Annotated in this window: 21 protein-coding genes; 5 read left to right on the top strand and 16 right to left on the bottom strand. The window is 67.9% G+C overall.

Translation table 11 applies throughout. The features are described 5' to 3' along the window. Positions 1-237: 237 nt before the first annotated feature. Genes ACQRUO_RS00890 through ACQRUO_RS00880 form a run of 3 tightly spaced genes read left to right on the top strand, consistent with a single transcriptional unit; the run spans position 238 to position 2,744 of the window. Positions 238-798 (top strand): SdpA family antimicrobial peptide system protein, encoded by a 561-nt coding sequence (locus ACQRUO_RS00890; RefSeq protein WP_428313684.1) that lies wholly within the window; start codon positions 238-240, stop codon positions 796-798. Further along, positions 786-1,682 (top strand): sporulation-delaying protein SdpB family protein, encoded by an 897-nt coding sequence (locus ACQRUO_RS00885; protein ID WP_428313683.1) that lies wholly within the window; start codon positions 786-788, stop codon positions 1,680-1,682. Before ACQRUO_RS00890 ends, ACQRUO_RS00885 begins: the two co-directional genes overlap by 13 nt. A 51-nt stretch (positions 1,683-1,733) precedes the next feature. Further along, positions 1,734-2,744: a GNAT family N-acetyltransferase gene (locus ACQRUO_RS00880; protein ID WP_428313682.1), complete on the top strand. Its 1,011-nt coding sequence runs from the start codon at positions 1,734-1,736 to the stop codon at positions 2,742-2,744. Between the two features lie 44 nt (positions 2,745-2,788). Here the strand turns inward: ACQRUO_RS00880 and ACQRUO_RS00875 are convergent, their stop codons facing one another. The 16 genes from ACQRUO_RS00875 to ACQRUO_RS00800 all read right to left on the bottom strand — a co-directional run bounded on the left by ACQRUO_RS00875 (position 2,789) and on the right by ACQRUO_RS00800 (position 20,932). After that, positions 2,789-5,929 carry an AfsR/SARP family transcriptional regulator gene (locus ACQRUO_RS00875; protein ID WP_428313681.1) on the bottom strand — a complete coding sequence of 1,047 codons (3,141 nt, stop codon included), beginning with the start codon at positions 5,927-5,929 and terminating at the stop codon, positions 2,789-2,791. Positions 5,930-7,096: 1,167 nt separating this feature from the next. Further along, a complete protein-coding gene (locus ACQRUO_RS00870; protein WP_428313680.1) occupies positions 7,097-7,849 on the bottom strand; it encodes a 3-deoxy-manno-octulosonate cytidylyltransferase in 753 nt (250 codons plus the stop codon). Between the two features lie 20 nt (positions 7,850-7,869). Then, complete coding sequence (locus tag ACQRUO_RS00865; protein ID WP_428313679.1) at positions 7,870-8,844, bottom strand: NAD-dependent epimerase/dehydratase family protein; 975 nt, start codon at positions 8,842-8,844, stop codon at positions 7,870-7,872. A 26-nt stretch (positions 8,845-8,870) separates the two neighbouring features. Further along, complete coding sequence (locus ACQRUO_RS00860) at positions 8,871-9,704, bottom strand: aminoglycoside phosphotransferase family protein (RefSeq protein ID WP_428313678.1); 834 nt, start codon at positions 9,702-9,704, stop codon at positions 8,871-8,873. Next, positions 9,701-10,348 carry a histidine phosphatase family protein gene (locus tag ACQRUO_RS00855; protein WP_428313677.1) on the bottom strand — a complete coding sequence of 216 codons (648 nt, stop codon included), beginning with the start codon at positions 10,346-10,348 and terminating at the stop codon, positions 9,701-9,703. Before ACQRUO_RS00855 ends, ACQRUO_RS00860 begins: the two co-directional genes overlap by 4 nt. Next, on the bottom strand, positions 10,345-11,106 hold the full coding sequence (locus ACQRUO_RS00850) for a phosphotransferase (RefSeq protein ID WP_428313676.1): 762 nt from the start codon (positions 11,104-11,106) through the stop codon (positions 10,345-10,347). The genes ACQRUO_RS00855 and ACQRUO_RS00850 overlap by 4 nt, the downstream gene beginning before the upstream one ends. 40 nt (positions 11,107-11,146) lie before the next feature. Continuing rightward, positions 11,147-11,653 (bottom strand): topology modulation protein, encoded by a 507-nt coding sequence (locus ACQRUO_RS00845; RefSeq protein ID WP_428313675.1) that lies wholly within the window; start codon positions 11,651-11,653, stop codon positions 11,147-11,149. 78 nt (positions 11,654-11,731) lie between these two features. Continuing rightward, positions 11,732-12,781 carry a hypothetical protein gene (locus tag ACQRUO_RS00840; protein WP_428313674.1) on the bottom strand — a complete coding sequence of 350 codons (1,050 nt, stop codon included), beginning with the start codon at positions 12,779-12,781 and terminating at the stop codon, positions 11,732-11,734. Further along, on the bottom strand, positions 12,778-14,505 hold the full coding sequence (locus ACQRUO_RS00835) for a carbamoyltransferase family protein (RefSeq protein ID WP_428313673.1): 1,728 nt from the start codon (positions 14,503-14,505) through the stop codon (positions 12,778-12,780). The genes ACQRUO_RS00840 and ACQRUO_RS00835 overlap by 4 nt, the downstream gene beginning before the upstream one ends. A gap of 4 nt (positions 14,506-14,509) precedes the next feature. Beyond that, on the bottom strand, positions 14,510-15,460 hold the full coding sequence (locus ACQRUO_RS00830) for a thymidylate synthase (protein WP_428313672.1): 951 nt from the start codon (positions 15,458-15,460) through the stop codon (positions 14,510-14,512). A 54-nt stretch (positions 15,461-15,514) separates the two neighbouring features. Beyond that, positions 15,515-17,194 (bottom strand): hypothetical protein, encoded by a 1,680-nt coding sequence (locus ACQRUO_RS00825; protein ID WP_428313671.1) that lies wholly within the window; start codon positions 17,192-17,194, stop codon positions 15,515-15,517. Continuing rightward, complete coding sequence (locus tag ACQRUO_RS00820; protein WP_428313670.1) at positions 17,191-17,874, bottom strand: HAD family hydrolase; 684 nt, start codon at positions 17,872-17,874, stop codon at positions 17,191-17,193. The genes ACQRUO_RS00825 and ACQRUO_RS00820 overlap by 4 nt, the downstream gene beginning before the upstream one ends. Before the next feature lie 42 nt (positions 17,875-17,916). Beyond that, positions 17,917-18,390 carry an ATP-binding protein gene (locus ACQRUO_RS00815; protein WP_428313669.1) on the bottom strand — a complete coding sequence of 158 codons (474 nt, stop codon included), beginning with the start codon at positions 18,388-18,390 and terminating at the stop codon, positions 17,917-17,919. Next, positions 18,387-18,830 (bottom strand): hypothetical protein, encoded by a 444-nt coding sequence (locus ACQRUO_RS00810; protein WP_428313668.1) that lies wholly within the window; start codon positions 18,828-18,830, stop codon positions 18,387-18,389. The genes ACQRUO_RS00815 and ACQRUO_RS00810 overlap by 4 nt, the downstream gene beginning before the upstream one ends. Positions 18,831-18,929: 99 nt before the next feature. After that, a complete protein-coding gene (locus tag ACQRUO_RS00805; protein WP_428313667.1) occupies positions 18,930-20,138 on the bottom strand; it encodes a helix-turn-helix domain-containing protein in 1,209 nt (402 codons plus the stop codon). 116 nt (positions 20,139-20,254) lie between these two features. Further along, positions 20,255-20,932: an HAD-IA family hydrolase gene (locus ACQRUO_RS00800; RefSeq protein ID WP_428313666.1), complete on the bottom strand. Its 678-nt coding sequence runs from the start codon at positions 20,930-20,932 to the stop codon at positions 20,255-20,257. A gap of 717 nt (positions 20,933-21,649) precedes the next feature. On the opposite strand from ACQRUO_RS00800, the gene ACQRUO_RS00795 reads away from it, so the two are divergent. Both ACQRUO_RS00795 and ACQRUO_RS00790 read left to right on the top strand, forming a co-directional pair. Beyond that, on the top strand, positions 21,650-22,018 hold the full coding sequence (locus ACQRUO_RS00795) for a hypothetical protein (protein WP_428313665.1): 369 nt from the start codon (positions 21,650-21,652) through the stop codon (positions 22,016-22,018). Positions 22,019-22,239: 221 nt separating this feature from the next. After that, positions 22,240-22,911 (top strand): hypothetical protein, encoded by a 672-nt coding sequence (locus ACQRUO_RS00790; protein ID WP_428313664.1) that lies wholly within the window; start codon positions 22,240-22,242, stop codon positions 22,909-22,911. The last annotated feature ends 1 nt before the right edge of the window (position 22,912 follow it).

Below are 22,912 nucleotides of genomic sequence, written 5' to 3'. Positions count from 1 at the left end.
CAGAGTAGCGGGCGAGTAGAGGTCATTGACTAAGCTGGCCCCATCTACAGCAACTAGTTCACGGGCGAGATCGCCGGTGGCCCACTGATGGGATATGCAGTACGCCATGAAGGCATTGATTGCAGGACTGTTCGTCGGGCTTTTATTGATCATCGCATCTTCGGTCTTCGTAAGCCAGAGTTCAACTGCCGCGTCCACTCCTGCGGGTGCAGTGCGCCCCGATATGGTCTGTGGCATGTGCAACGGCTGACAAGCGCGCAGGGGTTCTGGTTCACAGCCGCCACATTATTCCTCCTGCTGGTCGCCTCTGCTTCGAATTATCTGCCAGCCTGGGCAGTTCCCTCAGGTATGCAATCCAGTCGTACTGCCATTGGCACTTTCTGGCCTCAGGGTTGGGGATTCTTCGCGCACGAGCCGACTGCCAGCGTGTATGTCGCGTACCGGGTGGAGGCTAATGGAAATATCAGCCGGATCGATGAACGGCAGTTCTCTGGAAAAAATTACTGGGGCTTAAGCAACTCAAGTCTGGCTCATTTTGTCGAGCTGGGAGAAGTTGCCACTCGAGTTCCCAGCGAGGACTGGTTGCAGTGCGGTGCGGATACGCCAGTCGTGTGCAAGTCACACGCGGTGCGGTCGACCATTCTGGAGATCGACCTTGCAAGCTCTAATCGTACCCTGTGTGGGCATGTGGTGCTCGCTATGGAAAGCCCCTTGCGCTGGACCGCGGATGCGAGGGCTTGGATGAATGATTGGAGGGTCATTGAAGTGGTGAATCTTGAGATCACATGCGCGCGCTGACCGCCCGGGTCGAAGTTCGTGTAGCGAGCTTCGAGCCTCGTAGCCTGCCGTTGGCTGTGGCGCGATCGGGTCTGGCTCTGTCTCAACTCATCACTCTGGTTTTCACGCCAGACCACGCCCTTTTCTTCTCTGACTCTGCCACGCCGACTGGGATCCGATGTTCTGGGTTGCACGATATTTCGTTGTGGTGCCTCGCCGGGTCGAGCGCTGGCGGTATGCATCTGTCCCGGCTGGGAACAATCCTTGTGCTTGTCGCAGCGCTGTCTGGCTATCGGCCGCGCTGGACCTGCATCCCTCAGTGGTATGTCACGACGAGTATGGCGATCGCCATGCCAATGCCCGAGGGGGGCAATAATATAGCAGCGATCGTTACCATGCTCCTGATCCCGCCGTCGCTTGGCGACTTCCGGGAATGGCAGTGGGGGCGTCTTGATCCACCAATATCGCCGTCATGGCGAGGGAGTGCATATGCAGCCTTATTAATTATACGCATGCAGATTGCTCTGATATACGTAGATGCCGCACTTTCGAAGCTGGCAGTTCCGCAGTGGCGGGACGGGTCTGCCATGTATACCGTATTCGTTGACCCGAACGCCGGCTTGCCAGCTGGTTTGCGTGATCTTGCAGCGCCTTTGCTCGTCTCGCGTGTCGTCATTGCGTCGATCACCTGGGGGACGATTGCATTGGAACTCGGAATTGCGCTCTGCGCGCTGCCTGGAATCCGACTCCGTCGGATAGGATTCTTTCTCGCCTGCGTGCTGCACCTCGGCATTATGGTCTCGATGGGCCTCATTAGCTTCGCGGTCACGATGATCTCCACGACGCTGGTGCTATGGGTCGACGGCATGGGCCCATGGCCACCTCGGCTGCGCGCCAGAAATTAATCCACGACCGCCGAAAATCGGAAACAGTGAACCAGTCCCGGAAAGGCATTTATGAGCGTCCAGATCAGGCCGTTTGATGCGGAGACGGCTTCCGAGCGCGAGTTCTCCGAATACCATCTCGCACGGGTTGCGAGCTTGCTGCTCGAGTCCCCCGAAGACCCGCCAGTCACTTATGAGGCCACGGTCGGCCGGTTGCGTACGCCGTGGCCGAGCGATGGGGAGTGCCGGTACTGGGCTGGCTACGTCGACGGCACCCTGGTCGGGCTGGGCAGGCTCGCGCTGCCGGACGGGGAGAACAGCGGGATCGCGCAGATCGACGTGATGGTGCATCCCGGGTTCCGGCGCCGGGGGGTAGGGACCGAACTGCTGCGGGCGGTCATGCCCGCAGTGCGTGATTCGGGACGGCCGACGGTCAACAGCGACGCGATGAAGGCCGGCTCGCCCGGCGCCGCATGGGCAGGCGGTCTCGGCTTCCGGGAGGTGAACCGCTCCGTGGTCATGCGGCTGGTCATCGACGAGACGAAGCCGGAACTGTGGGACGTACCGGTTCCCGAGGGATACCGCCTGGCGCGCTGGGCCGGTTCTACGCCGGAGAAACTGATCGAGTCGTACGCGGCCGCCAGGCAGGCAGTGCAGGATGCGCCGCTGGGCGAGTCCAGCATCCGGCTCCCCACCTGGGACCCGGCGCGGATCCGCCGGGAGGAGCGTCAACTGGCCGAGCAGGGTGCCGAGGAGCGGGTGGTGGTTGCGATCCACCAGGCGACCGGCGAGATCGTCGGTGTCACCGGTATCCTCACCTATGCCTACCGCCCGGAGAACTCCTACCAGAACGACACTTCCGTGGTGAACGCTCACCGCGGGAACGGCCTCGGCCGGGTGATGAAGGCGGCCATGATGCGCTGGCTCGTCGTTGAGCGCCCACAGGTGCGGCGGATCATGACGGGCACCAACGCGGACAACGTCCACATGATCGCAGTCAACGACGCGATCGGCTACCAGATCATCCGCCGCGTGATCTGGGTGGAGACCACCGCTGCCTCGCTGGCCGAGGCATTGAGCTGACGGGGGACGGCCGTTCTGACGGGCGCCGAACAGCTGTCACGCCGTCAGGACGGCTCAGCACAAAGACACCTGGGGCAGAATGTCACGGCATTCTGAGGGCGAGCGCGGTGTGGTTCACAAAACGTGCGTTCGACCACTTCTTCCGGATATATCCCGAGCGCGCGTTCGAAGCCGCTGACAGCCTCCTCATCGCCGCGGCGCAAGGCCAGGTGGGCGAATCCTTCGCTGGCTCTTGCCGCGGCAGAGCGCAATCGGTGTTTTGCGGCGACCTCGGCTGCGAAGCCGAACACGGTCGCGGCGGAAGCGTCGTCCCGGGCTGCCAGGTGTGTCTCGCCCAGTGCGTTGAGCGCATCACACTCGGCCTGTGCCAACCGGTGCTCACGAGCAAGGGCTAGAGCCCGTCGACCGTGGTCGAGGGCGCCAGGTAGGTCTCCAGTGGCCCGTGCGGAAACGCACAGCCCGCCGTACGCGACTGCCTCAATCCGCGTGAGGTGGACCTTCGATGCCAGCGCGACGGCTCGGAGGAAGTCGGTGGTGGCCTCCATGTAGCGGCCCTGATAAAGTCTCAATCCGCCACGATTCAAGCGGATGTAGATCTCCGACTCGTCCCGCCGGCCGCTGGCCAGATGCGTGGACAGGGCGGTGGCAAGGTACTCATCGGCCTCTCGGAACAGGCCCAACTCGGTGCAGACAACACCCATGTTGTTCCCCAAGGTGGCCCTGAGCCCTTCGTCTTCATGGCCGCTCTCAATCCTCAGCGCCTCGCGAAAGGTAGCCAGAGCCTTGGGGTAACGTTCGTCGGCCGTCAGTAGGCCTCCGAGATTGGCAAGCTGGTACATCTCAAAGGTTTGCTCCCCCGTGCGGCGGCTGATCGTCAGAGCTTCCTCGAGACAGTCCTCGGCCCTGTCAGTCTGACGCCGCTCACTCAATGCACCCGCCAGCCCCGTCAGGCACATCGACTGACCGGACAGATCGCCGTCGGCACGTGCGGCGGCTAGCGCTCCCTCGAACAACTCAAGTGCGGGCCCAGCATAGTTGGTACGACGTAGGAGCGGTTGCATCGCACAGACCAGCTGCCAGGCGCGCCGCGCATCGCCGAGGTCCAGCGCGAAGCGGGCTACCTCCGTGAGGTTCACATACTCGCGCATCAGAACTTCGATGGCTTCAGCTGGATCGCGCGGCGTCTCGATGAGGTCTACGGGATATTCGATCTTGGGGGTAAACCGGAACGGGCCCTGAGCCAGGGCGGCTCCCCACGCGGTCCCGCACTGCAGATGGAAGTCGATCACTTGGCGAGACGCCAAGAGCAGACTCGCCTCGTCCTCGTCCTGCGCGCACAGCATGACGGCCGCGTCTCGGACCAGATCGTGAAGGTAGTAGCGGCCTGGTTCTCGTTCGAGGATGAGGTTGGCATCGAAAAGTGTCTCAAGGATGTCCTGCGCCTGGTCCGCGGAGATGCCGGCGGCCGCCGCTGCGGCCGGCGCCGTGATGTCAGGGCCAGGGAGCAGGCTCAGCAGACGGAAGGTCCGCTGTTGCTGCTCGGTGAGATAGCGACAGGAGAGGGCGAGCACAGCCGAGACGCTGCTCTCGCCGAGGCCGAGAAAACGGGATCGCCGCTGTTGGTCGCTCAGTAGGGCAGCCAGATAGTCGAGAGTCCAACTGGTGCGCTCACGGAACCGGGCACCTGCGATCCGGATGGCCAGGGGGAGCCGACCACACAGCTCAACGATCTCGCAGACCGCGTCCTCGCGGCCCTCCACTCGCGCGTCACCGACTGCGGTGACGAACAGTTGGACCGCATCGTCCAAGGGCATCAATTCTAGCGGCAGCGAAAGCGCACCCTCGAGCTCCGGCAATCGACGTCGGCTGGTTATCAGTACGAGTGGCCCGTTCGCTCCCGGGAGCAGCGGTCTGACCTGATCGAGGCCTCCAGCATTGTCCAGCACGACAATGGCCCGCCTGCCTGCCATCTCCGCACGCCACAGAGCGGCCCGGCCGTCAACGTCCGGCGGGATGAGCTCCCCGGCTGTCCCTTGCTGTCCCAACAGCAACCCCAGAGCCTCGTCCGCCGACATCGGCTCCTTGCCCATGGTGAAGCTGCGCAGGTCGACGAAGAACTGGCCGTCCGGATAGTCCTCGGCAACGGAGTGCGCAAACCGCACGGCCAGCGCCGTCTTGCCGATTCCGCCCATCCCGTTGATCGCTGAAATCACCAGCGAGGTCTGCCCAGACTGACGCGAGTCCTCCAACAGGCGCGAAAGCTCACGTGCCCGGCCCGCGAACCCGCGCGCCTCGTGTGGCAGAAACCTCCGTTGCCCTCGTGCACGGCGAACGGCATCCACGGGTTGCCGGATGCGCGCGGCGCCGCTCTCGCTGGCGGTCAATGGGGCGGTCGCCGTGGCCTCAGCCGGCCCGCGCCGGGTTGACTTCGAGCCGAACGACTCTAGCTCCCGGCCCTCGAGGATCTTGGTGTGAAGCTCGCGGAGCCGTACACCTGGGTCCAGCCCGAAGTCATCGGCGAGCACGCGCCGGCCGGTTTCGTAGACGGCGAGCGCATCCGTCTGCCGGCCAGCTGCATAGAGCGCCGCCATGAGGCTCGCTCGAAGTGACTCGCGAAGCGGGTGCTCGGCCACCAACTCCATCAGCTCGCCAGTGACTTCAGACCCATCGCCGTCGCGCACCTGGAGCTCTAGGAGTAACTCCAGGGAGGAGAGCCGTTCCTCCTCGAGCCGCGAGGCAAAGCTCTCGAAGTAGGAGCCTTCCAGCCCAAAGAGGGCTGGACCGCGCCACAGCTTCTGGGCGGACTCGAGCGCTCGGATAGCTTCGGTAGCCTTGCCCACCGCAGTTGCCTCGGCTGCCTGCTGACGGAGAGAGCGAAATACGGACAGGTCCACCTGCTCCGGGTACACATCGATCCGGTACCCGAGGTCCACCGTTGCGATATCCGGTCCATCGTGATCGCGGAGGAGGCTGCGCAGCGGGCCGAGAGCGTTGTGCACCTGCTGGCGTGCCGTCTGCGGGGGCGAGTCCCATAGCGCGTCGATCAGACGGTCCGTCGAAACGATCGAGCCCGGATTGAGCAACATCACTGCCAGCAGCCGCCGAGTCCTTGGTGCGCTGATGCCAATCAGCTCGCCATCAGCCTTGATCTCCAGCGGGCCGAGCAGCCCGATCTCAAAACTCACCTTGTGCCCCCCCGGGCGCGACCAGGGCTGCCAGTCGCGCCTGCATACCGTGTGACCCGCAGTTGGCTCAGTCGAACGTTCCCCTGGAGCATGGACACCTGCAGTTGTCCTGCGACTATCAGTGTAACGTATCGTAGTTCGAAGACGACGGACTGGAGGCGGTGTCGCTCGTGGGGGCGTTCAACTGTGTGCTCCAGTGCGAGTACCTGACCCAGGAGCTCGGCTTCGGTTCGGCTTCACTTGCTGGCGGCAGACTGGTGGCTTGGAACGGGGCTGGCGTGTGGGACCGGCTCCATCTGTTCCTACTGCGACAGCTCTAATCCACGCGGCAGTTGGACTGGTCCCGTGTGGAGATCGACTCCAGGCATCTGCGGGCAGCCCGACGGGGCCCAAAAGTGGCCCCAGTACGGTCGACCGCGCGCGGCCGGGCAGCAAGTACCACGTCGTCCGTAGACAACCGGGGTTACGACCACGACAAGTACCGCCGCCTGATCTGGAAGCAGTGATGAGGATCCTCGATTCCCTAGGACCGATCAGGTTCCCCACTTGCTTGACCAGGTCAAATGAGTGGGGAGGTGGGGATCAGGGAGCACGTGCGCGGGCCCCGCCGCCCGAAGGTCGGCGGGGCCCGCAGTTGGACGGCGGGTCAGGTGCCCGGGTCAGAGAACCCGTCGCAGTGAGGGCGCTTCGCGCGCTGGGTGGATGACGGGCCGAGCGGCCTCGGGCTGGCCAGCAGGGACGATGGTGATCGGTTGGTCGCAGTGCGGGCAGTTGCGGGTCGCTGCGGGGTCCAGGACGTCACGGATCGATGGCATGCTGTTCCATGGGGGTGATTTCAGTGGTCGGCAGTGTGTCGACTGCGAGGTAGGCCGGGGCGGCTCGCCACCCCGACGGGGCGTGTCAGTACCCTGATGACCGCCCGGAACCGGTCCGTCGAACGAGCTTCGCGCCTGTCACCGACCAGACCGACGCCTACGTCCCAGGGGGACGGCTGGTTCAGCGAGCAGATCGCCGGGGCCTTGCTCCGCGACGAGCGCGTGCCCGCTGTGCAGGGGACGGGAGTCCCGGTTCGCGCTGATGGCCGCGCGGTGCGTCCTGCCCGAGCTGCTCGTCGTACCTTCCGGCGGCAAAAGATCACCTGTTGGGCGCGCGTCATTCGGCGGCATGCTATCTGGTATACGCCCCGCAGCGCAGGTGGGCTTCGGCGCGTGTGAGGTCGTTGGGGGTGTCGATGGCGAGGCCGGCGTCAGCGGTCAGCACCATCTGAACGTGGTGAGAATGTTCGAGGAGGCGGAGCATTTCCACGCCTTCGGTGTGCTCGAGGGGGCCCGGATGGAGGGTTCGGAACGTGTGGAGGCTTGCTGGGGTGAAGCCGTAGAGGCCGAGTTGGCGGAGGTAGATCGGGCGATCGGCCTTCGGATAGGGGATGGGCTGGCGGGAGAACATCAGGGCGCGCTGGTCCGGGGTGGTGACGACCTTGACGACGTTGTGGTCCTGGACGGCGGCGGGATCGGTGAGCTGCGTGCAGGCGTTGACGGCCACGGCGCCTGGGGGCAGCTCGGTGAGGGCGGTGGATACGGCGTCGATGGCACCGGGGTCGATGAAGGGCTCGTCGCCCTGGACGTTGAGGTAGGCGTCGGCGTCGAGGTGTTCGGCGGCTTCGGCGACGCGGTCGGTACCGGTGGGGTGAAGGCCGGTCATGATCCAGGGGATGCCGTAGGTGTCGCACTCCGCGGCGATGCGCTGGTCGTCGGTGGCGACGACGGTGTGGGCGAGCGTGGTGGCGGCAAGGCAGCGTTGGTAGACGTGCCAGAACAGGGGCTTGCCGGCGAGTAGGGCGATCGGCTTGCCGGGGAAGCGGGCGGCGCCCCATCGGCAGGGGATGACGGCGATGTGCCGGTGGGTCGAGGCGGGGAGCATCGGGTTCTCCAGTTGGGTGGTCAGGTGGTGATGAGTGGGCTGTTGAGGGCAGCGAGTTGGTGTCGCATGCCCGTCGCGAGGTCAACCGACGGCCGGTAGTCCAGGAATTGGGTGGCGCGGTCGAGGTCGGCTCGGGTGACGGGGACATCGCCGTTGCGGGTCGTGTGCGGGTCGAGCTTGATCGGCTGACCGGTGAGCTCCTGGGAGAGGTGGATGACGTCCAGGAGCGAGGCGGTGGCTCCGCCGCCGACGTTGATCACCGTGCTGGGGACCTGCGGCGAGGCGGCGGCGATCGTGGCGGTGACAGCGTCGTCGATGTACGTGAAGTCGCGCTGCTGCCGGCCGCTGCCGTAGAGCCGCAGGGGAGTGTCGGTGCTGGCGGCGTGGAGGGCGCGGTGGATGAACATGTCGCTGCGCTGGCGGGGGCCGAAGACGGTGAAGTACCGCAGGGCGACCACGGTGGTGGGCGAGCCGGGTCGGCTGGCGTGGGCGAGGCAGAGCTGTTCCTCGGCGAGCTTGGTGACGGCGTACGGGGAGGCCGGGCTCGGGCAGTCGCCTTCGAAGCTGGGGCTGCCGTCGGTGGGCCCGTAGACGCTGGAGGACGAGGCGACGACTACGCGTGGGATGCGCAGGTGGGTGACGGCGGTCAGCAGGCGGTGGGCGGCCAGGAGGTTGGACTCGGTGTAGTCGCCGAAGGCGGTGCCCCAGGAGGGGCGAACGCCGGGGATGCCGGCGAGGTGGAAGACGGTGTCGGTGCCGACCAGCAGGGGCTCGATGGCGCAGGTGCGGAGGTCGGCGGTGACGTGGTGGTAGGCGGGGTGGCTGAGCAACTGGCCGAGGTTGGTTGCGGCGATGGGTTCGTCCCGGTCACGGCGGTCCACGCCGATGACGGTGGCGCCGTTGGCGAGAAGGCTCTGGGCCAGGTGCGATCCGATGAAACCGGCGGATCCGGTGACCAGGGCGCGCTGGGGGAGGGGGAGATGGTTGGTGGGCATGTCGGTGGCTCCTGGGCAGACAGTGGTCAGGGGAGCAGAAGTGTCAGGATGGCGCGGCCGTGCTGAGTGAGGACGGGATTGCCGGTCTCGTGGCCGCGGACCAGGGCCGTGGCGGCCTCGTAGGCGGCGAAGTGCTGGAGAAGTTCCTCCTCCTCGTCGCTGAGCCGGCCGTATCCGTTGAGGAAGGCCTTGCGAAGGTGAGGGGAACTGGGCCAGTACCGGTGGGCGAGGCGGGCCAGGTCGCGAACGCGCGCGTCGAGGCGGGTGTGTTCGAAGTCGATCACCGCGAAGGCGGGTCCGGCGAACCAGTTGCGAGGCTGGTAGTCGAGGTGGCAGACCGCGGACTCTACGTCCTGACCGCGGAGTTGGCGGGCGTGTGCGCGCAGGACCCACTCCTGGGCACGGGACACGAGGGCCAGCTGCACCGCTTGGTCGATCCAGTTCGCCAGACGGTCGCTGATCTCGGTTCCCAGCTGGGCGTTCGCAACAGTGGTGGCGTCGTGGAGCGAGCGCAGCGTGACGCCGGCCGCGCGGTGGGCCCGCTTCTCCGCGTCGGACGCCATGGGCAGGGTGTCGGCCCGCTGACCTGCGACAGCTGTCAGCAGGATGATTCCGCTGTCGGGGTGATGAGCAATCAGCTCGGGTGTTTGGCAGGCGAGGTGGCGGGTCCACTCGCGGTAGGCAGTCACTTCACGCTGAAGGCGCGAGAGACGGTGGTGCTGCTTGGCGAAGTAGTGGATGCCGTGAGCATCCGTGAGGTGGAGTACGTGGCCGGGCACGGTGGCATCGGGGATGACCGTTACCACCCCGACTGCTTGGCGGGCAAGGACGAGGCGAAGGTCGTCCGGTTCCGTGGTCATGGGCGGTCCGAAAGCTCGGCGAGGTGAGCGGTGTCGTTGTGGGAGTGGAGGAGCCAGCGTTGCTGGCCTCGCCGGTTCCGGTGCTGCTGCCAGCGGGTGAACGAGGCGTGGTCCACGGTGAACCCGGCCGATTCGGGGGCGAGCCGGAGCAGCAGCGTGTGTGCGGCGATGACGGTCTCGCCATGGGCGACGATCAGGATTCGACCCTCCTGATGGCGGTTCAGGAGCTCGTGCATGTCCTGGCCGGCGCGCTGTAGGTAGCCGCGCCATGTGTCGGACCCGGTCGCCCACGGTGAGTCGGGCCGAGTGTGGGGCCCGCCGCCGAATGCGTCCTTGATCTCGCGCCAGGGCCGGCCATCGGCTTCCCCGTGCAGGGGGCCGTCGAGCAGGGGCTCGACCACCAGCCTCAGGCCCAAGGCCCGTGCCAGGATCTGGCCGGTCTGCTGGAGCCGCAGCCGCGGACCCGCGTACAGCGCGGTGAAGGGACGTAGTGCCTGCTCGTCGGCCAGGCAACGGGCCGCCCGCCCCGCCTGCCGGTGACCGAATTCGGTCAGCCCGGTGCAGGCGGCGGGCCCACCCACGACGCCATCGACGTTGCACTGGGCCTGACCATGGCGTATGAACACGAGCTCGCGGATGATCATCGAGTCTCCCGGAACAGAGGCTGGGGAGCACCGCGACGGTAGTGGTCACGGTGGAGGTACGGCGCGGTCAGCACGCGGTGAAGCAGCAGGAACTCGTCGAAGCGCGAGGATGTCAGCACCGTCAGGCACCCGTCGGTCTCGGCAGCCGCAGCGTTGTAGTGCTGGATGGCTGAGTCGACCGCTGCCGGCTTGAGCGGGTGGTAGCTGAGCGCGAGGGTGTGGACGAGCTTGGCGAGGTCATAGCCGAACGGCGCCAGCGTGAGGTCGTCCGTGTCCACGGTGAAGATGGTGGAGGCGGCGATCAGCACGTTGCGTGGGTTGGTGTCCTTGTAGAACGCGGACGGCCCCTCGGCAGTGCGCTCCAGGATGTCCAGCAACCGGCACAAGGCCTTGCGGTCCGGCAGGTAGTGCTCGGCGAGGCGGCGTTCGAGTGCTTGGCGCCGCACCGAGGTGTAGTCCGGTAGGACGGTCCCGTCGGCCGAGCGATGGGACCGATCGAGCCCCGCGCGCTGAAGCTCGCGCGCCCAGGCCTGAGCGTGCGCCGTTCCCAGCATGGACGCCAACCGGGGCAGGTCCGCTGGTTCGGCATGCCGCCCTCGGACGTATCTGAGGGAGAGAGTGGTCGGTTCGACCGCCACCAGATCGGGCTGCACCAGGGCGGGTGCACACCGGGTGAGCCAGGCATGGTGGCGGTGGGCAGCTGAGCACCGTTGCGGGGTGGCGTAGTGCTTGACGAACTGCCGTACGGAGAGGCTCATGCCGGCCCCCACGACATCTGCACCCCGGTGCGGGTGGCGCTCAGCCGGTGGGCTGCACCCCGTTGAGCCAACGTCGGACCCGGCGACGGCTGGTCAGTCGGACGACCGTTGCCTGGCTGGCGTACTCGTCGATCTTGGCCAGGACCCGGGGACGCATGGTGCGTCGGTAGGTGGCGACGTACCGGACAAGCCCCCAGTGGATGCGGTTGTGAACCCCGTTGCCTTTCTGCCCGCTGCCGTGTCGCAGTTGCCGGGACAGGAGCCCCCAGAGGCAGGCCACCGTGGAGACGTCCACGAAGACCACGGTGTCGCAGGCGGTGAGCCGGATCGGAAGGGTCGAGTTGTAGTTCCCGTCGATCACCCACCGCGGCTCGATGACCAGACGCCGTTGGGCCTCGGCGAACTCCTCCTTGGGCAGTTCGTTCCAGTCCGCGTCGTAGAAGAGGGAGTCCAGATGCGTCACGGGTGCACAGAGCGAGGCGCCCAGCGAACGCGCGACATGGGACTTGCCGCTGCCCGAGCAGCCGACCACGGCGACTTTGTTCATGGTTCTCCACAGTAAGGGGAAGAGCACGCCCGAGACGGCCGGCGCGGAGTCCGGGAGCGATCGAGGTCAAGGGTGGCATCAGCACGGTGCTCCGCTCTGCGCCGACCCGATGGCCGCCGTGATCGCCAGTTCCAGTCGCTCGACCTGCTCGCTGAGGCGGAACAGGGCCAGCCGGTCCAAGCAGGTGCGAAGAAGCCCCACATGGTGTGCGCTGCCGACCTGCCGAAGCAGTCCCTCCAGGACCGCGGTCGCGTGGTCACCGTCGCGGACCACGAGCTCGGCCGGTACGAACCGGTGGACATCGCGGATCGTCGCAGGGGCGAGCGGGAGGCACCCGGCCAGCACCGCCTCGAATAGCCGCTGGGTCATCTGACCGGCTGCCGCGTACCGATCGGGCAGGAGTAACACGGTGGCCAGGCTGCGGTGATGGAACCGGGCGACGTCGGGGAACGGCTGGCGACCGACGAAACGAATGTGAGGCCAGCGAGCCGTATTGGTCCACTTGCCGAGAACTCGATGGTCAACCCGGGCGGCGACCGGCGCGAAGAAGCGGTCGAAGGCATTGTCGCGGTCGTACTGGTTCCCCGCGTACACCAGCGGCAGATCCCGTGGGGTCCTTGCCAGGGCCCGTGGGTCAGCTGAGTCGAGCAGCGCGTCCTCGACCGGGAAGAGCACGCGGTGTGCGCCAGGAGTCGGATGCAGCGCCGCCTCGCACACGACCACGCCGGGCGAGGCCCGCCATCCGTCATCGGGCCGGAGCCGACGGTCCTTGTCCCAGATCACGGTCGGGGTCCGCAACGCCCCGGTGTACCGGCGCAACAACGACGTCTGACGGTGCAGGTCACAGGTGTGGCCAGGAGCGTTGCAGGGTGTCGTGTTCCGGCCCTCGATCCGCCACCGCCATTCCACCACGAGCGCGTCCAGCTCGGGATAACCGTCGTCGAACCGGTACGGCCTGGCGACCGGGTCCCCGGCCTCGAGACGGTCCCGGTCGGATTGCAGGAACACCATCTCGTGGCCTCGCTCGATCAGCGCTCGGATCAGCGGGAGGCGGTGGCTGCGCCCGCCGTCCGGAGTGTCCGTGACGCCGGAACCCAGGAAGCCCCAGAAGCTGTAGCCGATCCTCACTTGGTGACCCACCGCCCCTCGATCAGCAGCGCGTCCAGGCCCGAGTTGGCCAGGCAGTCCAGCGCCATCGCCGGGGTACCGCAGATCGGCTGGCCCTTGATGTTGAGCGAGGTGTTGATCAGCACCGGGACGCCGGTTCGCCGGCCGAACGCCAGCAGGAGCGCATGGACGAAGGGGTTCTGCTCCTCGGTGACGGTCTGCACCCTGGCGGTGCCGTTCGCGTGCACGACGGCGGGAACGTGGAGCCGGGTGGCCGGGGTTACCTGGGAAGCCATCGACATGAACGGCGCGGCCTGACCGAGGGTGAAGTACTCCGCGGCGTGCTCAGCCGGCACCATCGGCGCGAACGGCCGGAACGGCTCTCGGTACTTCACCGTGGCGTTGAGCCGTTCGACCACGCCGGGCTGCAGTGGGGAGGCGAGGATCGAGCGATTGCCCAAGGCGCGCGGACCGGCTTCGATTCGGCCCTGGAACAGACCCACGATCCGCCCGAGCGCGAGCTGCTCGGCCAGGTGCTCCGTCGCGTCTACGGCCAGTTCCTCCTGCCGCAGCGCCGGGTATGCCCGCAGGTCGAGATCCGGCGTCGGGTACGAGGGGCCGAGATAGCAGGCACCGGCGACACCAGTGAGCGGTTGCGCGCTCCCGGCGGTGTCGGCGTGGACGGCGACGCCGGCCCCGATCGCGGTGCCGGCATCGCCGGGCGCCGGTGGCACGAACACCTCGTCGAAGATGCCCGCCTCCACGATGCGGCCGATGCTGACGCAGTTGGTCGCCACCCCACCCCCGACGCACAACCTCCGGGAACCGGTCAACTGCTGGGCTGTTCTGGCAAGGTGGAGCATCATCTGCTCGGTGCGCTCCTGGAGTGCAGCGGCGAGATCCTGGTGGACCTCCGTGACGGGTCGGTCCGGACGCCTGGCCGGACAGGCCTCGGCAGCGAAGCCTTCCGAGGTCCGGAGGTACCCGGATGTCAGGACCCGGGGCGGGAAGAGCGACGGGTCCACAACGAATCCGTCGTCGGTGGTGCGGACGGCTCGCGCGAACAGCGGACGGAACCGTGCCGGGTCGCCGAGGGCGGCCAGTGCCATCACGGTCCCCTCCTCATCACCGCGCCGCCAGCCGAGGTGTTCGGTCACGGCACCGTAGACGTAGCCGAGAGACGCCGGGTCGAGCACCTCGTGCATGGTTCGCGTGACCGGCAGTCCCCGAGCATCCACATGAGCGGCGGCGATCGTGGTCGTCTGCCGCTCACCCAGGCTGTCCACCACCAGGACGGCCGACTCCGACCAGCCCGAGGCGGCGAACGCAGCGAGTTGGTGCGCCCGATGATGTGAGACAGGTGTCACCTGCGCATTGGGGAAGCGCACCGCGAGCTGAGCCAGGCGGCGACGGGTGCGCTGGCCCACCTTGGCGAAACCGGCGGCCCTGCGCAGCGCCCGGGGCCGGGTAGCACTTCCGAGGGCCATGGCCAGGGCCTTGGGGACCTCGGCGAAGTACGGGCCGGGGCGGAAGTTGTAGGCGACGGCGGTCACGTCGCTCGCCTTGAGACCGTTGTGGTCGAGCAGCCACCGGACAGCGTGCTCCGGGTACTGCTTGGTGTGCTTCACCCCCGACAGCCGCTCCTCCTCCACGAAGCCGGCCAGGTCCCCGTTCACGAACAACGCCGCGGACGAGTCATGGGTGAACGAGCACAGGCCCAGCACGACAGCACAACTCGAGAGCATCGGATCACCTCGCCGCGCTGGTGGCCGGCCACGGAGCAGCGGCGCGGCGACGAGTCAGCTCGTCATACCAGACCATCAACGCGCTCCCGAGCGATCCGCCGAGCTCCAGCGCCGTCTCCCGCGCTCGGCTCCGCTCCCCGGCGGTCCACATGCGGTAGCTGCTCATCGTCGTTCCCATGGCGTCCCAGCCCGGATGACCGGTGGTCTCACCCGCACGGACCGAGCTCAGCAGGGTGTCGAAGCCCTGCCAGGGGACCGCGAGGCTGGGCAGGCTGTACCCGGCGGCCGGCGCGTCGGTGTCAGCCTGCTCCAGGTTCTGCTCGTAGATGTGCAGCGAGTCGATGTGGTGGTGGTAGTCACCGAGATCCGCTTCCAGCCAGCCGGCCACCAGCTCCTGGATCGCGGTGAAGCTGAACAGGTCGTATGGCATCCCGGTCCAGACGTCCTGGCTCCGCATGGTGGTGGACATGTGCAGTCGGCCCTCGCGCAGGTGGAAACGGAAGCCGAGGGTGCAGGGCACGTCCTTGTGGTCGGCGGAGTCCCGGGTGGGGTCGTAGAGCTGGACGACCGCGCGCCGGGAGTCCGAGTCGGTCTTCAGCAGCTCCACGACGTGGGCCAGTTGATCGACCTTGTCCCAGCGACGTAGGCGTGGTCCGTACGCGCCCAGCAGGACTCCGTCGTCGGCGTACTGGACCAGTCGGCCGTTGTAGTCGTAGATCCACGGCTCGTCGGAGCCTGAGAGGATCCAGACGGTCTCGGCGACCGCGTACGCCGGGTTCAGTACCCGGACCGGCGGAGCCAGGAGCAGCCGCGCCCGGGGCCGGGTGATCCGCATGCTCACGTCCAGGACTTCGCGGGTGGGCATCCCGCGAGGGCTCGCTCGGCGGCCGGACTTGGCCAGCTTCACAGCCTGGTCGAAGAGGTCCCCGACGGTTTCAGCGATCAGGATGGACATGGGTGTAGGCGTCCTTCTCGAACTGTGGGAGTAACGAAGCTGAGCGGATTGGAATCAACCGCGTTGCAGCGAAGAGGAGATGATGAGCCCGGCGATGTCCGCAGAGCTGGTCCCGCGCCAGTAGCAGACCGCGTCGCGAGCTGCCTGATCGACCGGGACGAGGGCCCGGTCCAGGGCTCGGGCCACGTCCACGCCGTTCGAGCAGGCGGTGGCTGCTCCGTGTGTCGCCAGACGAAGCGACGGAACACCGTCGCAGAGCAGCTCCAGCACGGGGACCCCGAGCAGTACCGCCTCCAGCCCGCAGGTCGAGGCCACGGTGACCAGCGCGTCCGCCCCAGCAAGCGAGCCTCGGGCGCCGACCTCGGGGGCGACGACCGCTACCCGCACCGGGGCGAGGTGAGCCCGAATCGGGGCGAAGCAATCGGGTGACTGGGCGGGATGAGGCGCGATCGCCAACGACCACGCCTCGTGCGACGCAAGCACGCCGGCCCGGATCAGATCCGCCTGCGCAGCCAGGCGCTCGGGACTGAACGGCTGGCAGGCCCAGAGGAGCAGGCGGGTGGAACCGCATTCCTCGCCGGCGCCCAGCAACTCCTCCAGGTAGCGCCGTTGGGCGGCACTCGACTCGCCGGTCAGGTTGTCGAAGCGGGGCTGGCCAAGGACGTGCACTTGTGACGCAGGATGGTGAGCGATCTTCTCGGCCAAGGCTCGGTCGCGCTCGCCCATCACCACCAGGTGTCGACTGTGCAGGGCCGGGCTGGAGAGCGTGTCGGCCGCCCAAGCACCGTGCTGGACGTTGACGGTCACCCGTCCCTGGCGTTCCGCGGTGTGCACCGCGAGCGCTCCGAGCGGACTGATGTCGTTGCTGACGAGCAGGGTGTGCGGGTCCAGGGCAGCCAGCTGCGTGTCGAGCCAGCCCTCGAATGCCGTGATGGCGGCCCAGGACGGCTGGGTGGCACCAGCCGTCAGCGCGAGCAGCATGACCACGAGGTGCTCGATCCGGTCGAGGTGCACGGGAAGTCCGCAGACCTCCACGATCGCGGCGGACCGGCAGGCCGGTTCAGGGATCGTCCCGACCGCGGTCAGCAGCGCCTGGGGAGCCGATCGCACCGTGATGCCGTTTCGGAACGGGTCCGGTGCTCGCTGGCCCTCCTCGGTCGCCAGATCCAGCAGGACGCATTCCTGGCCGCGGGCCGTGAGCTCCCCCAGCACCGGCCCGAGGGTCGCCCAGTGCCGTGAGGACCAGGTCAGGGCGATCACATCTGCATGGGCCGGAAGCTCGGGCCGGAGTGACGCCGGCTTGCGCAGAACCGCCGGGCTCAGGAGGAGCTCCGGCTGGTACCGAGGACTCCGCTCCGCATCGGCTCCCAGCACGTAGGCCACGCCGGACCAGGTGACGGTGTAGGCCCGGTACTCGTTGAAGCTGCTCGGTCGAAGCCCGAGCAGGCCCTCACCGGGCGCCGGCCGGAGAACTGCGGGGGAATTGGCGAGCGACGGTTCGGAGGACAGACGCAAGAGCTTCCACACCAGCTGGGTGACGAGGCGGCGGGCTGGCACGTCCTGGATGTAGAGCCACGAAGCGCCACCAGGCGTGGCCGCCCGATCAGCGGCTTGCAGCTTGAGCAGGGTCATCAGGCGCGCGGCGCAGGACCGGACCGTTGCGCGGTCGACGGCACGCTGGTCGAGTTCGGTGAGGGCGAGGATGCGCTCCTGGTCGGGCCCAGAGGGCGTCACGGCGCCACCGCCCGGGGCACCGGCAGTTGTTCCTCGGCCGCTAGGAGCGGGAGCAGCTCGGCGGGTGAAGCCGCGGTCGCCACGGCTGGCTCGCCGAGACGACCGTATCCCCACGCGGCGTGGACGAATGCGACTCCGGCCCGCCGCGCCGACTCCTGATCGACCGGCATGTCGCCCACGTAGACCGCCTGAGCGGGGTCGAGTCGCAGGTCGAGCAGCGCCATCAACAGCGGATCAGGCGCCGGCTTGCCGCGCTCGCTGCCGGGCGTGCGGACGGTCGCGAATGGCACGCCCGTCCTAGCGAGCAGCGGTAGCGCGCGATGGAGGCCCTTCGAGGTGACGACGCCGAGGGTCCACCCCCGGTTGGCCAGGGCAAGCAGCGCCTCGGTGATCCCCGCGAAGATCCGGGCCCGGTCCGACGCGAACACGCAGGCGTTCTCGTAGGTCTCCAGCAGAGCATCGGCGTCGGCCAGGTCCAGCAGCGCCATGATGTCGTGGAACGGGCGGCCCAGGTGGGCCTGGTACGAGGAGAACGGGACAGTCACGCCGTGCTGGCTGCGGACCGCAGCCCAACCCGCCTGCATGACGGGCAGGGTGTCCCACAGGACGCCGTCGAGGTCCAGCAGCAGGGCCCGTCGGGCCTGGGCGGCGACCTGGGCAGGGGTAAGCGGTGAAGACAACGAGGGCTCCTTCGATTCCAGTCGGTCGGACGCCGAGGCGGCCTACGCAGCGCTGGCCCGGGCAACAGCCCAGACGACCTTGCCGCCGGGCTCGGGACGCCAGCCCCAGTGGGTGCTCAACTCTTCGACCAGGAGGAGTCCGCGTCCGCCCTCGGCGAGGTCATCGGCCGGACGGCGGTGGGGAACCTCACCGGATTGGTCGAAGACCTCCAGCAGCAGCTCGCCGGCGGCAAGCTGTGCCTCCAGCCAGATGAGGCCCGAGGAGCTCGAAGCCTCCACGGCGTTGGCGACGAGCTCGGTCAGGATCAGCTTCGCGCTGTCCTGCTCCGCGGGCGTCAAACGGTCGGCGAAGTGGCGGTTCAGCTGGGCGCGTGCGGTGCCCGCAGCCTCGTACCCGACCGGCAGCTCACAGCGGAGCGAGACCGGCAGGTCGCCGGAGAGACCGACCACCGCGAGTCGAGTGCCCAGCCCGAGCCCTTGGGTGGTCGAGTGCTTGGTCTGGTCGGAGCTGGTCACGGCTCCTCCCAACCCGCGGCGCGAGTCGACAGGGTGTGGCGCCGGGCCAGCTCGCTGCCGGTGCGGCGTACATCCAGGTGCCAGTCGGCGCGGATGGCGATCAGAAAGCCGCCCAGCCCGGCGATCGTCTGCCTCAGAGCGCTGTAGCTCTCCCAGTCGGGCGATCCGTCCACCCCGGCGGCCACCATGGGCAACGACAGCGTGACGATGCCGCTCACCTCGCCGCCCCGCACCGCGGCGAACACCTGGGCCCAGCCGGGCCGCTCGGCCAGCTGCTGGCGACGGTCCGGGTCGTGGACAGTGTCGTGGATCGTCCACTCCCGGGCCCTGGCGTACTGGTGGCAGTAGTTCGCCAGGAGCTCGACCGTGTCGGTCTCCCCGGTACAGAGGTAGACGGCGACCGGTACGCGGGGTCGCCTGGGGCCGGTGGCCAAGGTCATGACGACTACTGTCACGCACCGATCACCATCAGTGAACATCCGCGCTGTGGGAGTTCGGCAAGCACCCCCTGCGCGGCTCCCACGCCCCGTGGGAGCTGCTCAGCGAAGGCTCAGCGAGACTCCCGCCTTCGCCGCGACCTTGCGGACCTTCGTGACGGAGACGTCGGCCAGCCGGTTGACGATGACACCGGGCAGGGCTTGGTGCCGGACCCATGCCGGCGCCATCTCGCAGACCTCCTCCAGGGCCTCCAGAGCCGCGTCCCACTGCCGGGTCTCGGTGCGCACCAGCGCCACGTCGAGGTGCCAGCGGGCGAGGGTGGACAACGGCATCGACGGGTCCAGGCGAGTGGTGTCGATCAAGCGCAGTGCCTTCCCGTGATCCCCCAGGGCGATGGCGACCGACAGGGACTGCGTTGCGGCGTACGAGGGGCCGAAGGGCTGGTTCTGCTGGCCGCGGGCGTACTCCCGGCCGAGCCGGGCGGCGACCGCGTGGGTCTGGCTCAGCCAGTCGCGGGCAGTGTCCGCGCCAGCAGCACCCCGGGATGCCGAGACGGCCGCGTTGGTCACCAACTGGCCGTAGACACTGAGCCGGTCCGGATCGGTCTCCGACATCCGCGGCTCGATCGAGGCCGCCGCCTTCTCCGCGATCGCCAGTCCGCGGGCCATGTTCCCGTCCCGGAGGCTCACCCAGGCGACGGTCGAGGACAGGTGGGCCGCCCGCAGGTCGTCACCCACCCCGACTGCCATCGCCCGCCCGTAGTTCAGCGCCGCGTAGGCCAGGTCGCGGGCACCCATGAGGTTGGAGGCGTAGGCGGCCGTCTGGTACGCGTCGGCGAGCACGCCGGCTGCGGCGGTGCGCTGCTCGCCGGTGCTGGAGTCGTACAGCGCCCTGGCCTCCGGCAGCAACAGCGAGAGGATGCCGCCCATCTCCGGATAGCGGGCCTCCCACATCGCCCGGTCGGCTTGTCGGGCCGCAGCCCGTATGCCGGCGAGCGGTCCCGGTTCCACGTCGCCGATGTCGCCCATCGCGGTCCCGTGCACTGCCGCTGACATGGACCGCAGCGCGCTGCGCTCGTCCCGGTCCATCCCTCGGCGGGGTGACTGCTGGCCGAGGATGGTGGAGACATCGGTGCCGAGTGCCCCGGCGATGCGCAGCAGGAACGGCAGCGACAGATTGCCGCCCTGCTCCAGCTTCTGCACGGTCTTCACCGAGACTCCGGCACCGGCAGCGAGCTGTTCCTGCGTCATGTCCGGGCCGCGAAGCAGCTTGACCCGTTCGCCCGTGGTGCGATCCTGCCATTGCGTCATGGCCGGCTCCGTTCCGTCAGACTGGTCTCGTAGGCGAAGTTACGCCCCGAGCCCAGGCCGCGGTGCCCGTCCGCGTCAACTTCACGACCGGGGACCGGTGAGCTATTGACCGTAGGTCAGGAGCCGGCAGCCGGAACCAGTCCGAGGAGCTCGGCTACCCGAGCCACGGTGTCGCCCTGGCCGTCGGCGTGCACCGTCGTGATGCCGAGCGCCTCGGCCGGCGGCAAGTTGCCCAGGTGGTCGTCCACGAAGACGCATTGCTCGCCGCGAAGCCCCATCCGGTCGAGGCAGCGCTGGTAGATCTCCGGATGCGGTTTGGCGATCCGCTCGTGCTCCGAGATCACGGTCACGTCGAACAGGTCCCACACCCCGACGTGGGCGTAGGGGTCGAAGGGCTCCAGCCCGAAGGAGTTGGAGAGCATGGCGACCGTCAGGCCGGCCGTGCGAGCGGCCCGAGCCAGCTTGATCATGTCGAGCGCGGGCTGCACGCCGGCCCAGGCCCGGCCCATCAGGTTCGCCCCGTCCTGCACTCCGAGCAGCGGCGCCGTGCTGGCGTTCCACTCGACCTGGCTGATCTCCCCGACCTCCAGCGCCGCATACAGGCGTCGCCCCTCGGGGTCGTCGTTGAGGGCAGCTCGCCAGGCTCCGGGAGCCAGGTTGTGATGCTCGGCCCATGCCTGCTGGGACTCCAGAACCCCCGTTGTGAGCACTCCCGCGAAGTCCAGGATCAATCCCCGGTAGCCGTTGTGCTCGTCGCTGCTCCGCGCCACCACTGCCGCCACCCCTTCGGTCACTCCCGGACAGGCACGAAGGTACCGGAGCGTTCCCACGCGGCAGGGCGGGAGGTGCCGCCCGACGGCCCGGGACTGTTCCTCGGCTAACAGTGGGCGGGGAAGCGCCTTTCCCCGTTGAGGTCAGAAGACTTGAAGTGCGCCGACAGCTCTGTCGGAGGATCTCGCCCAGTTTTTCCGCTCAGAATCCCTCCGGATGGACAGTTAGTTCGAGAAGCCTGTCCTCCGTGCTCGTGAACCCACCGATGACACCCTGGCTTTGTCGTCCGGATTCGCAGTAGACCCGTAGCAGGGAGCGCGGAGTCGGAGCAGGAGTCAGCTGGGCAGCTTGTCGGACTTTGCACTCTCTCGTGTGAGAAAGATCGCCTTCGTGATCTTTCTCGGTGTGCAATGGAGCCGGGTCGCCGCTGAATCGTGGCGCAGGTTCTCCGTGGACAGAGCGACGGGTGAGGTGTGCGCGCAGTGCGACTATTTCTGGTGTGGGGCCGAAGGCCCCTTGCACGGTTGGCGGTGGGTTTCATCGGCTTCGTCGCCCTGACTGGGTGTGCGAGCAGTGGAACACCCAGCCGCGAGGCCTCCGTGCAGGCCGGTCCTCCGGCGGTCACCGCAGGGGCTGCCGAGTCCGCTGGATCGCCGACGCCGGGCTCGACTGCTGCGGCGTCGCCAGCGTGGAGCGGTGTGCCGGCGCCGCCTGAGGCTCTTGCGGCCTACGACGCGATGATGCGTGACATCACAGCCATGGCAGCGACTTCGGACTACACGAATCCGCAGCTAGCGGCGCATATGACCGGCCAAGCACTCTCCTTCTGGACCACCAAGTTGGCCGACCTCCGTGCCAGGGGCCTGGTGAGCCACGGTGCGCCGCGGTGGAGTCCTCGGGTTACCAAGGTGAGCCCGGAAGGGCACCCGGATCGGGTGGAGGTGGCCGACTGCCTGGACGACAGTGCCTGGCTGAAGTACAAGCCGGACGGCCAACTCGCCGACAACGTTCCGGGCGGCAGGCACGTCGCCGCCGCGGCCATCGTCAGTAGGCCTGACGGGGCCTGGGTGGTGGACCAGCAGGTCATCGGGGAAGTCGGCTCATGTTGAGGCCGAGCCTTGTCGTCCTCGGCATGGTCTGCCACCTGGGTCTGGCGGCGGGCGTGCCGTCGGCGGTGGCCGACGGGACCCTGGGAGGCTCCGGCTCTACGTCTTGCACGCAGGGGGCGTGTCAGCTTTCTGCGACGGTGTCATCAGCGACTGCGGGAAGGCCAGGGCTCCAGGCCGCGCCGGCGGCTGCCGGTGGTTCGGGTGCGGGACAGCCCGTTTGCTTGAGCAAGCCCGTGACCGGCGTATTGACGCTCGGGGACGGACATCAGGGCCAGTGGTACGAGCTGGACTGCGGGGGCACGCTTCCGCAGGGCGGTTTTGGGTCGACTCCGCTGACCGGTGGCCCGTTGTGGACCGACTTCGGCGAACAGAAGCCCACCGACCAGCCGCTGCCCGTCGATCCAGCTGTTCTGGCTCAGCAGGCCGTCGAAAAGCTGGAGTTGCCCGCACCCGCGGTGCGGATGTCGCCGTCGGAGAAGTCGCCTCAGGTTGTCGGAGTCCCCTCGTGGCTGTGGGTCGACGCGGCTTCGTGGGCGCCGGTGCACTCCAGCGTCGAGGTACCCGGCGTGGAGGTCCAGGCGACGGCCAAGCCGTCGTCGGTGACCTGGGACTTGGGGGACGGGACCGATCCGGTTGATTGTGCGGGGCCGGGGACTCCGTACGGCCCGGGATCGGAGCCGGATGCGGCCTCTCCGGACTGCGGGCACACGTTCTCGCGGCCGTCGGCCGGGGAACCAGGCGGGGCCTTCCAGGTAGTGGTGACGGCGCACTGGTCGGTGGCGTGGTCGGGCGCCGGCCGGGGAGGGTCGTTCCCCGATCTGACGGCGCGGTCCGTGGTGCAGGTGAGGGTCGTCGAGGTGCAGTCGCTGGTGGTCGCTGACGGCGGCCGGTGAG

The sequence above is a fragment of the Kitasatospora sp. LaBMicrA B282 genome (genome assembly GCF_050325825.1).
GTDB lineage: Bacteria > Actinomycetota > Actinomycetes > Streptomycetales > Streptomycetaceae > Kitasatospora.
Note: the sequence above shows the minus strand (reverse complement) of the source record. Positions and strands in the feature narration are given on the sequence as shown.

Excerpts from the sequence above, each read along its gene's own strand:
- ACQRUO_RS00885 (WP_428313683.1), top strand. The coding sequence starts at position 786 with ATGCGCGCGCTGACCGCCCGGGTCGAAGTTCGTGTAGCGAGCTTCGAG.
- ACQRUO_RS00880 (WP_428313682.1), top strand. The coding sequence starts at position 1,734 with ATGAGCGTCCAGATCAGGCCGTTTGATGCGGAGACGGCTTCCGAGCGC.
- ACQRUO_RS00870 (WP_428313680.1), bottom strand. The coding sequence starts at position 7,849 with ATGCTCCCCGCCTCGACCCACCGGCACATCGCCGTCATCCCCTGCCGA.
- ACQRUO_RS00865 (WP_428313679.1), bottom strand. The coding sequence starts at position 8,844 with ATGCCCACCAACCATCTCCCCCTCCCCCAGCGCGCCCTGGTCACCGGA.
- ACQRUO_RS00860 (WP_428313678.1), bottom strand. The coding sequence starts at position 9,704 with ATGACCACGGAACCGGACGACCTTCGCCTCGTCCTTGCCCGCCAAGCA.
- ACQRUO_RS00855 (WP_428313677.1), bottom strand. The coding sequence starts at position 10,348 with ATGATCATCCGCGAGCTCGTGTTCATACGCCATGGTCAGGCCCAGTGC.
- ACQRUO_RS00850 (WP_428313676.1), bottom strand. The coding sequence starts at position 11,106 with ATGAGCCTCTCCGTACGGCAGTTCGTCAAGCACTACGCCACCCCGCAA.
- ACQRUO_RS00845 (WP_428313675.1), bottom strand. The coding sequence starts at position 11,653 with ATGAACAAAGTCGCCGTGGTCGGCTGCTCGGGCAGCGGCAAGTCCCAT.
- ACQRUO_RS00835 (WP_428313673.1), bottom strand. The coding sequence starts at position 14,505 with ATGCTCTCGAGTTGTGCTGTCGTGCTGGGCCTGTGCTCGTTCACCCAT.
- ACQRUO_RS00830 (WP_428313672.1), bottom strand. The coding sequence starts at position 15,460 with ATGTCCATCCTGATCGCTGAAACCGTCGGGGACCTCTTCGACCAGGCT.
- ACQRUO_RS00810 (WP_428313668.1), bottom strand. The coding sequence starts at position 18,830 with ATGACCTTGGCCACCGGCCCCAGGCGACCCCGCGTACCGGTCGCCGTC.
- ACQRUO_RS00805 (WP_428313667.1), bottom strand. The coding sequence starts at position 20,138 with ATGACGCAATGGCAGGATCGCACCACGGGCGAACGGGTCAAGCTGCTT.
- ACQRUO_RS00795 (WP_428313665.1), top strand. The coding sequence starts at position 21,650 with ATGCGTGACATCACAGCCATGGCAGCGACTTCGGACTACACGAATCCG.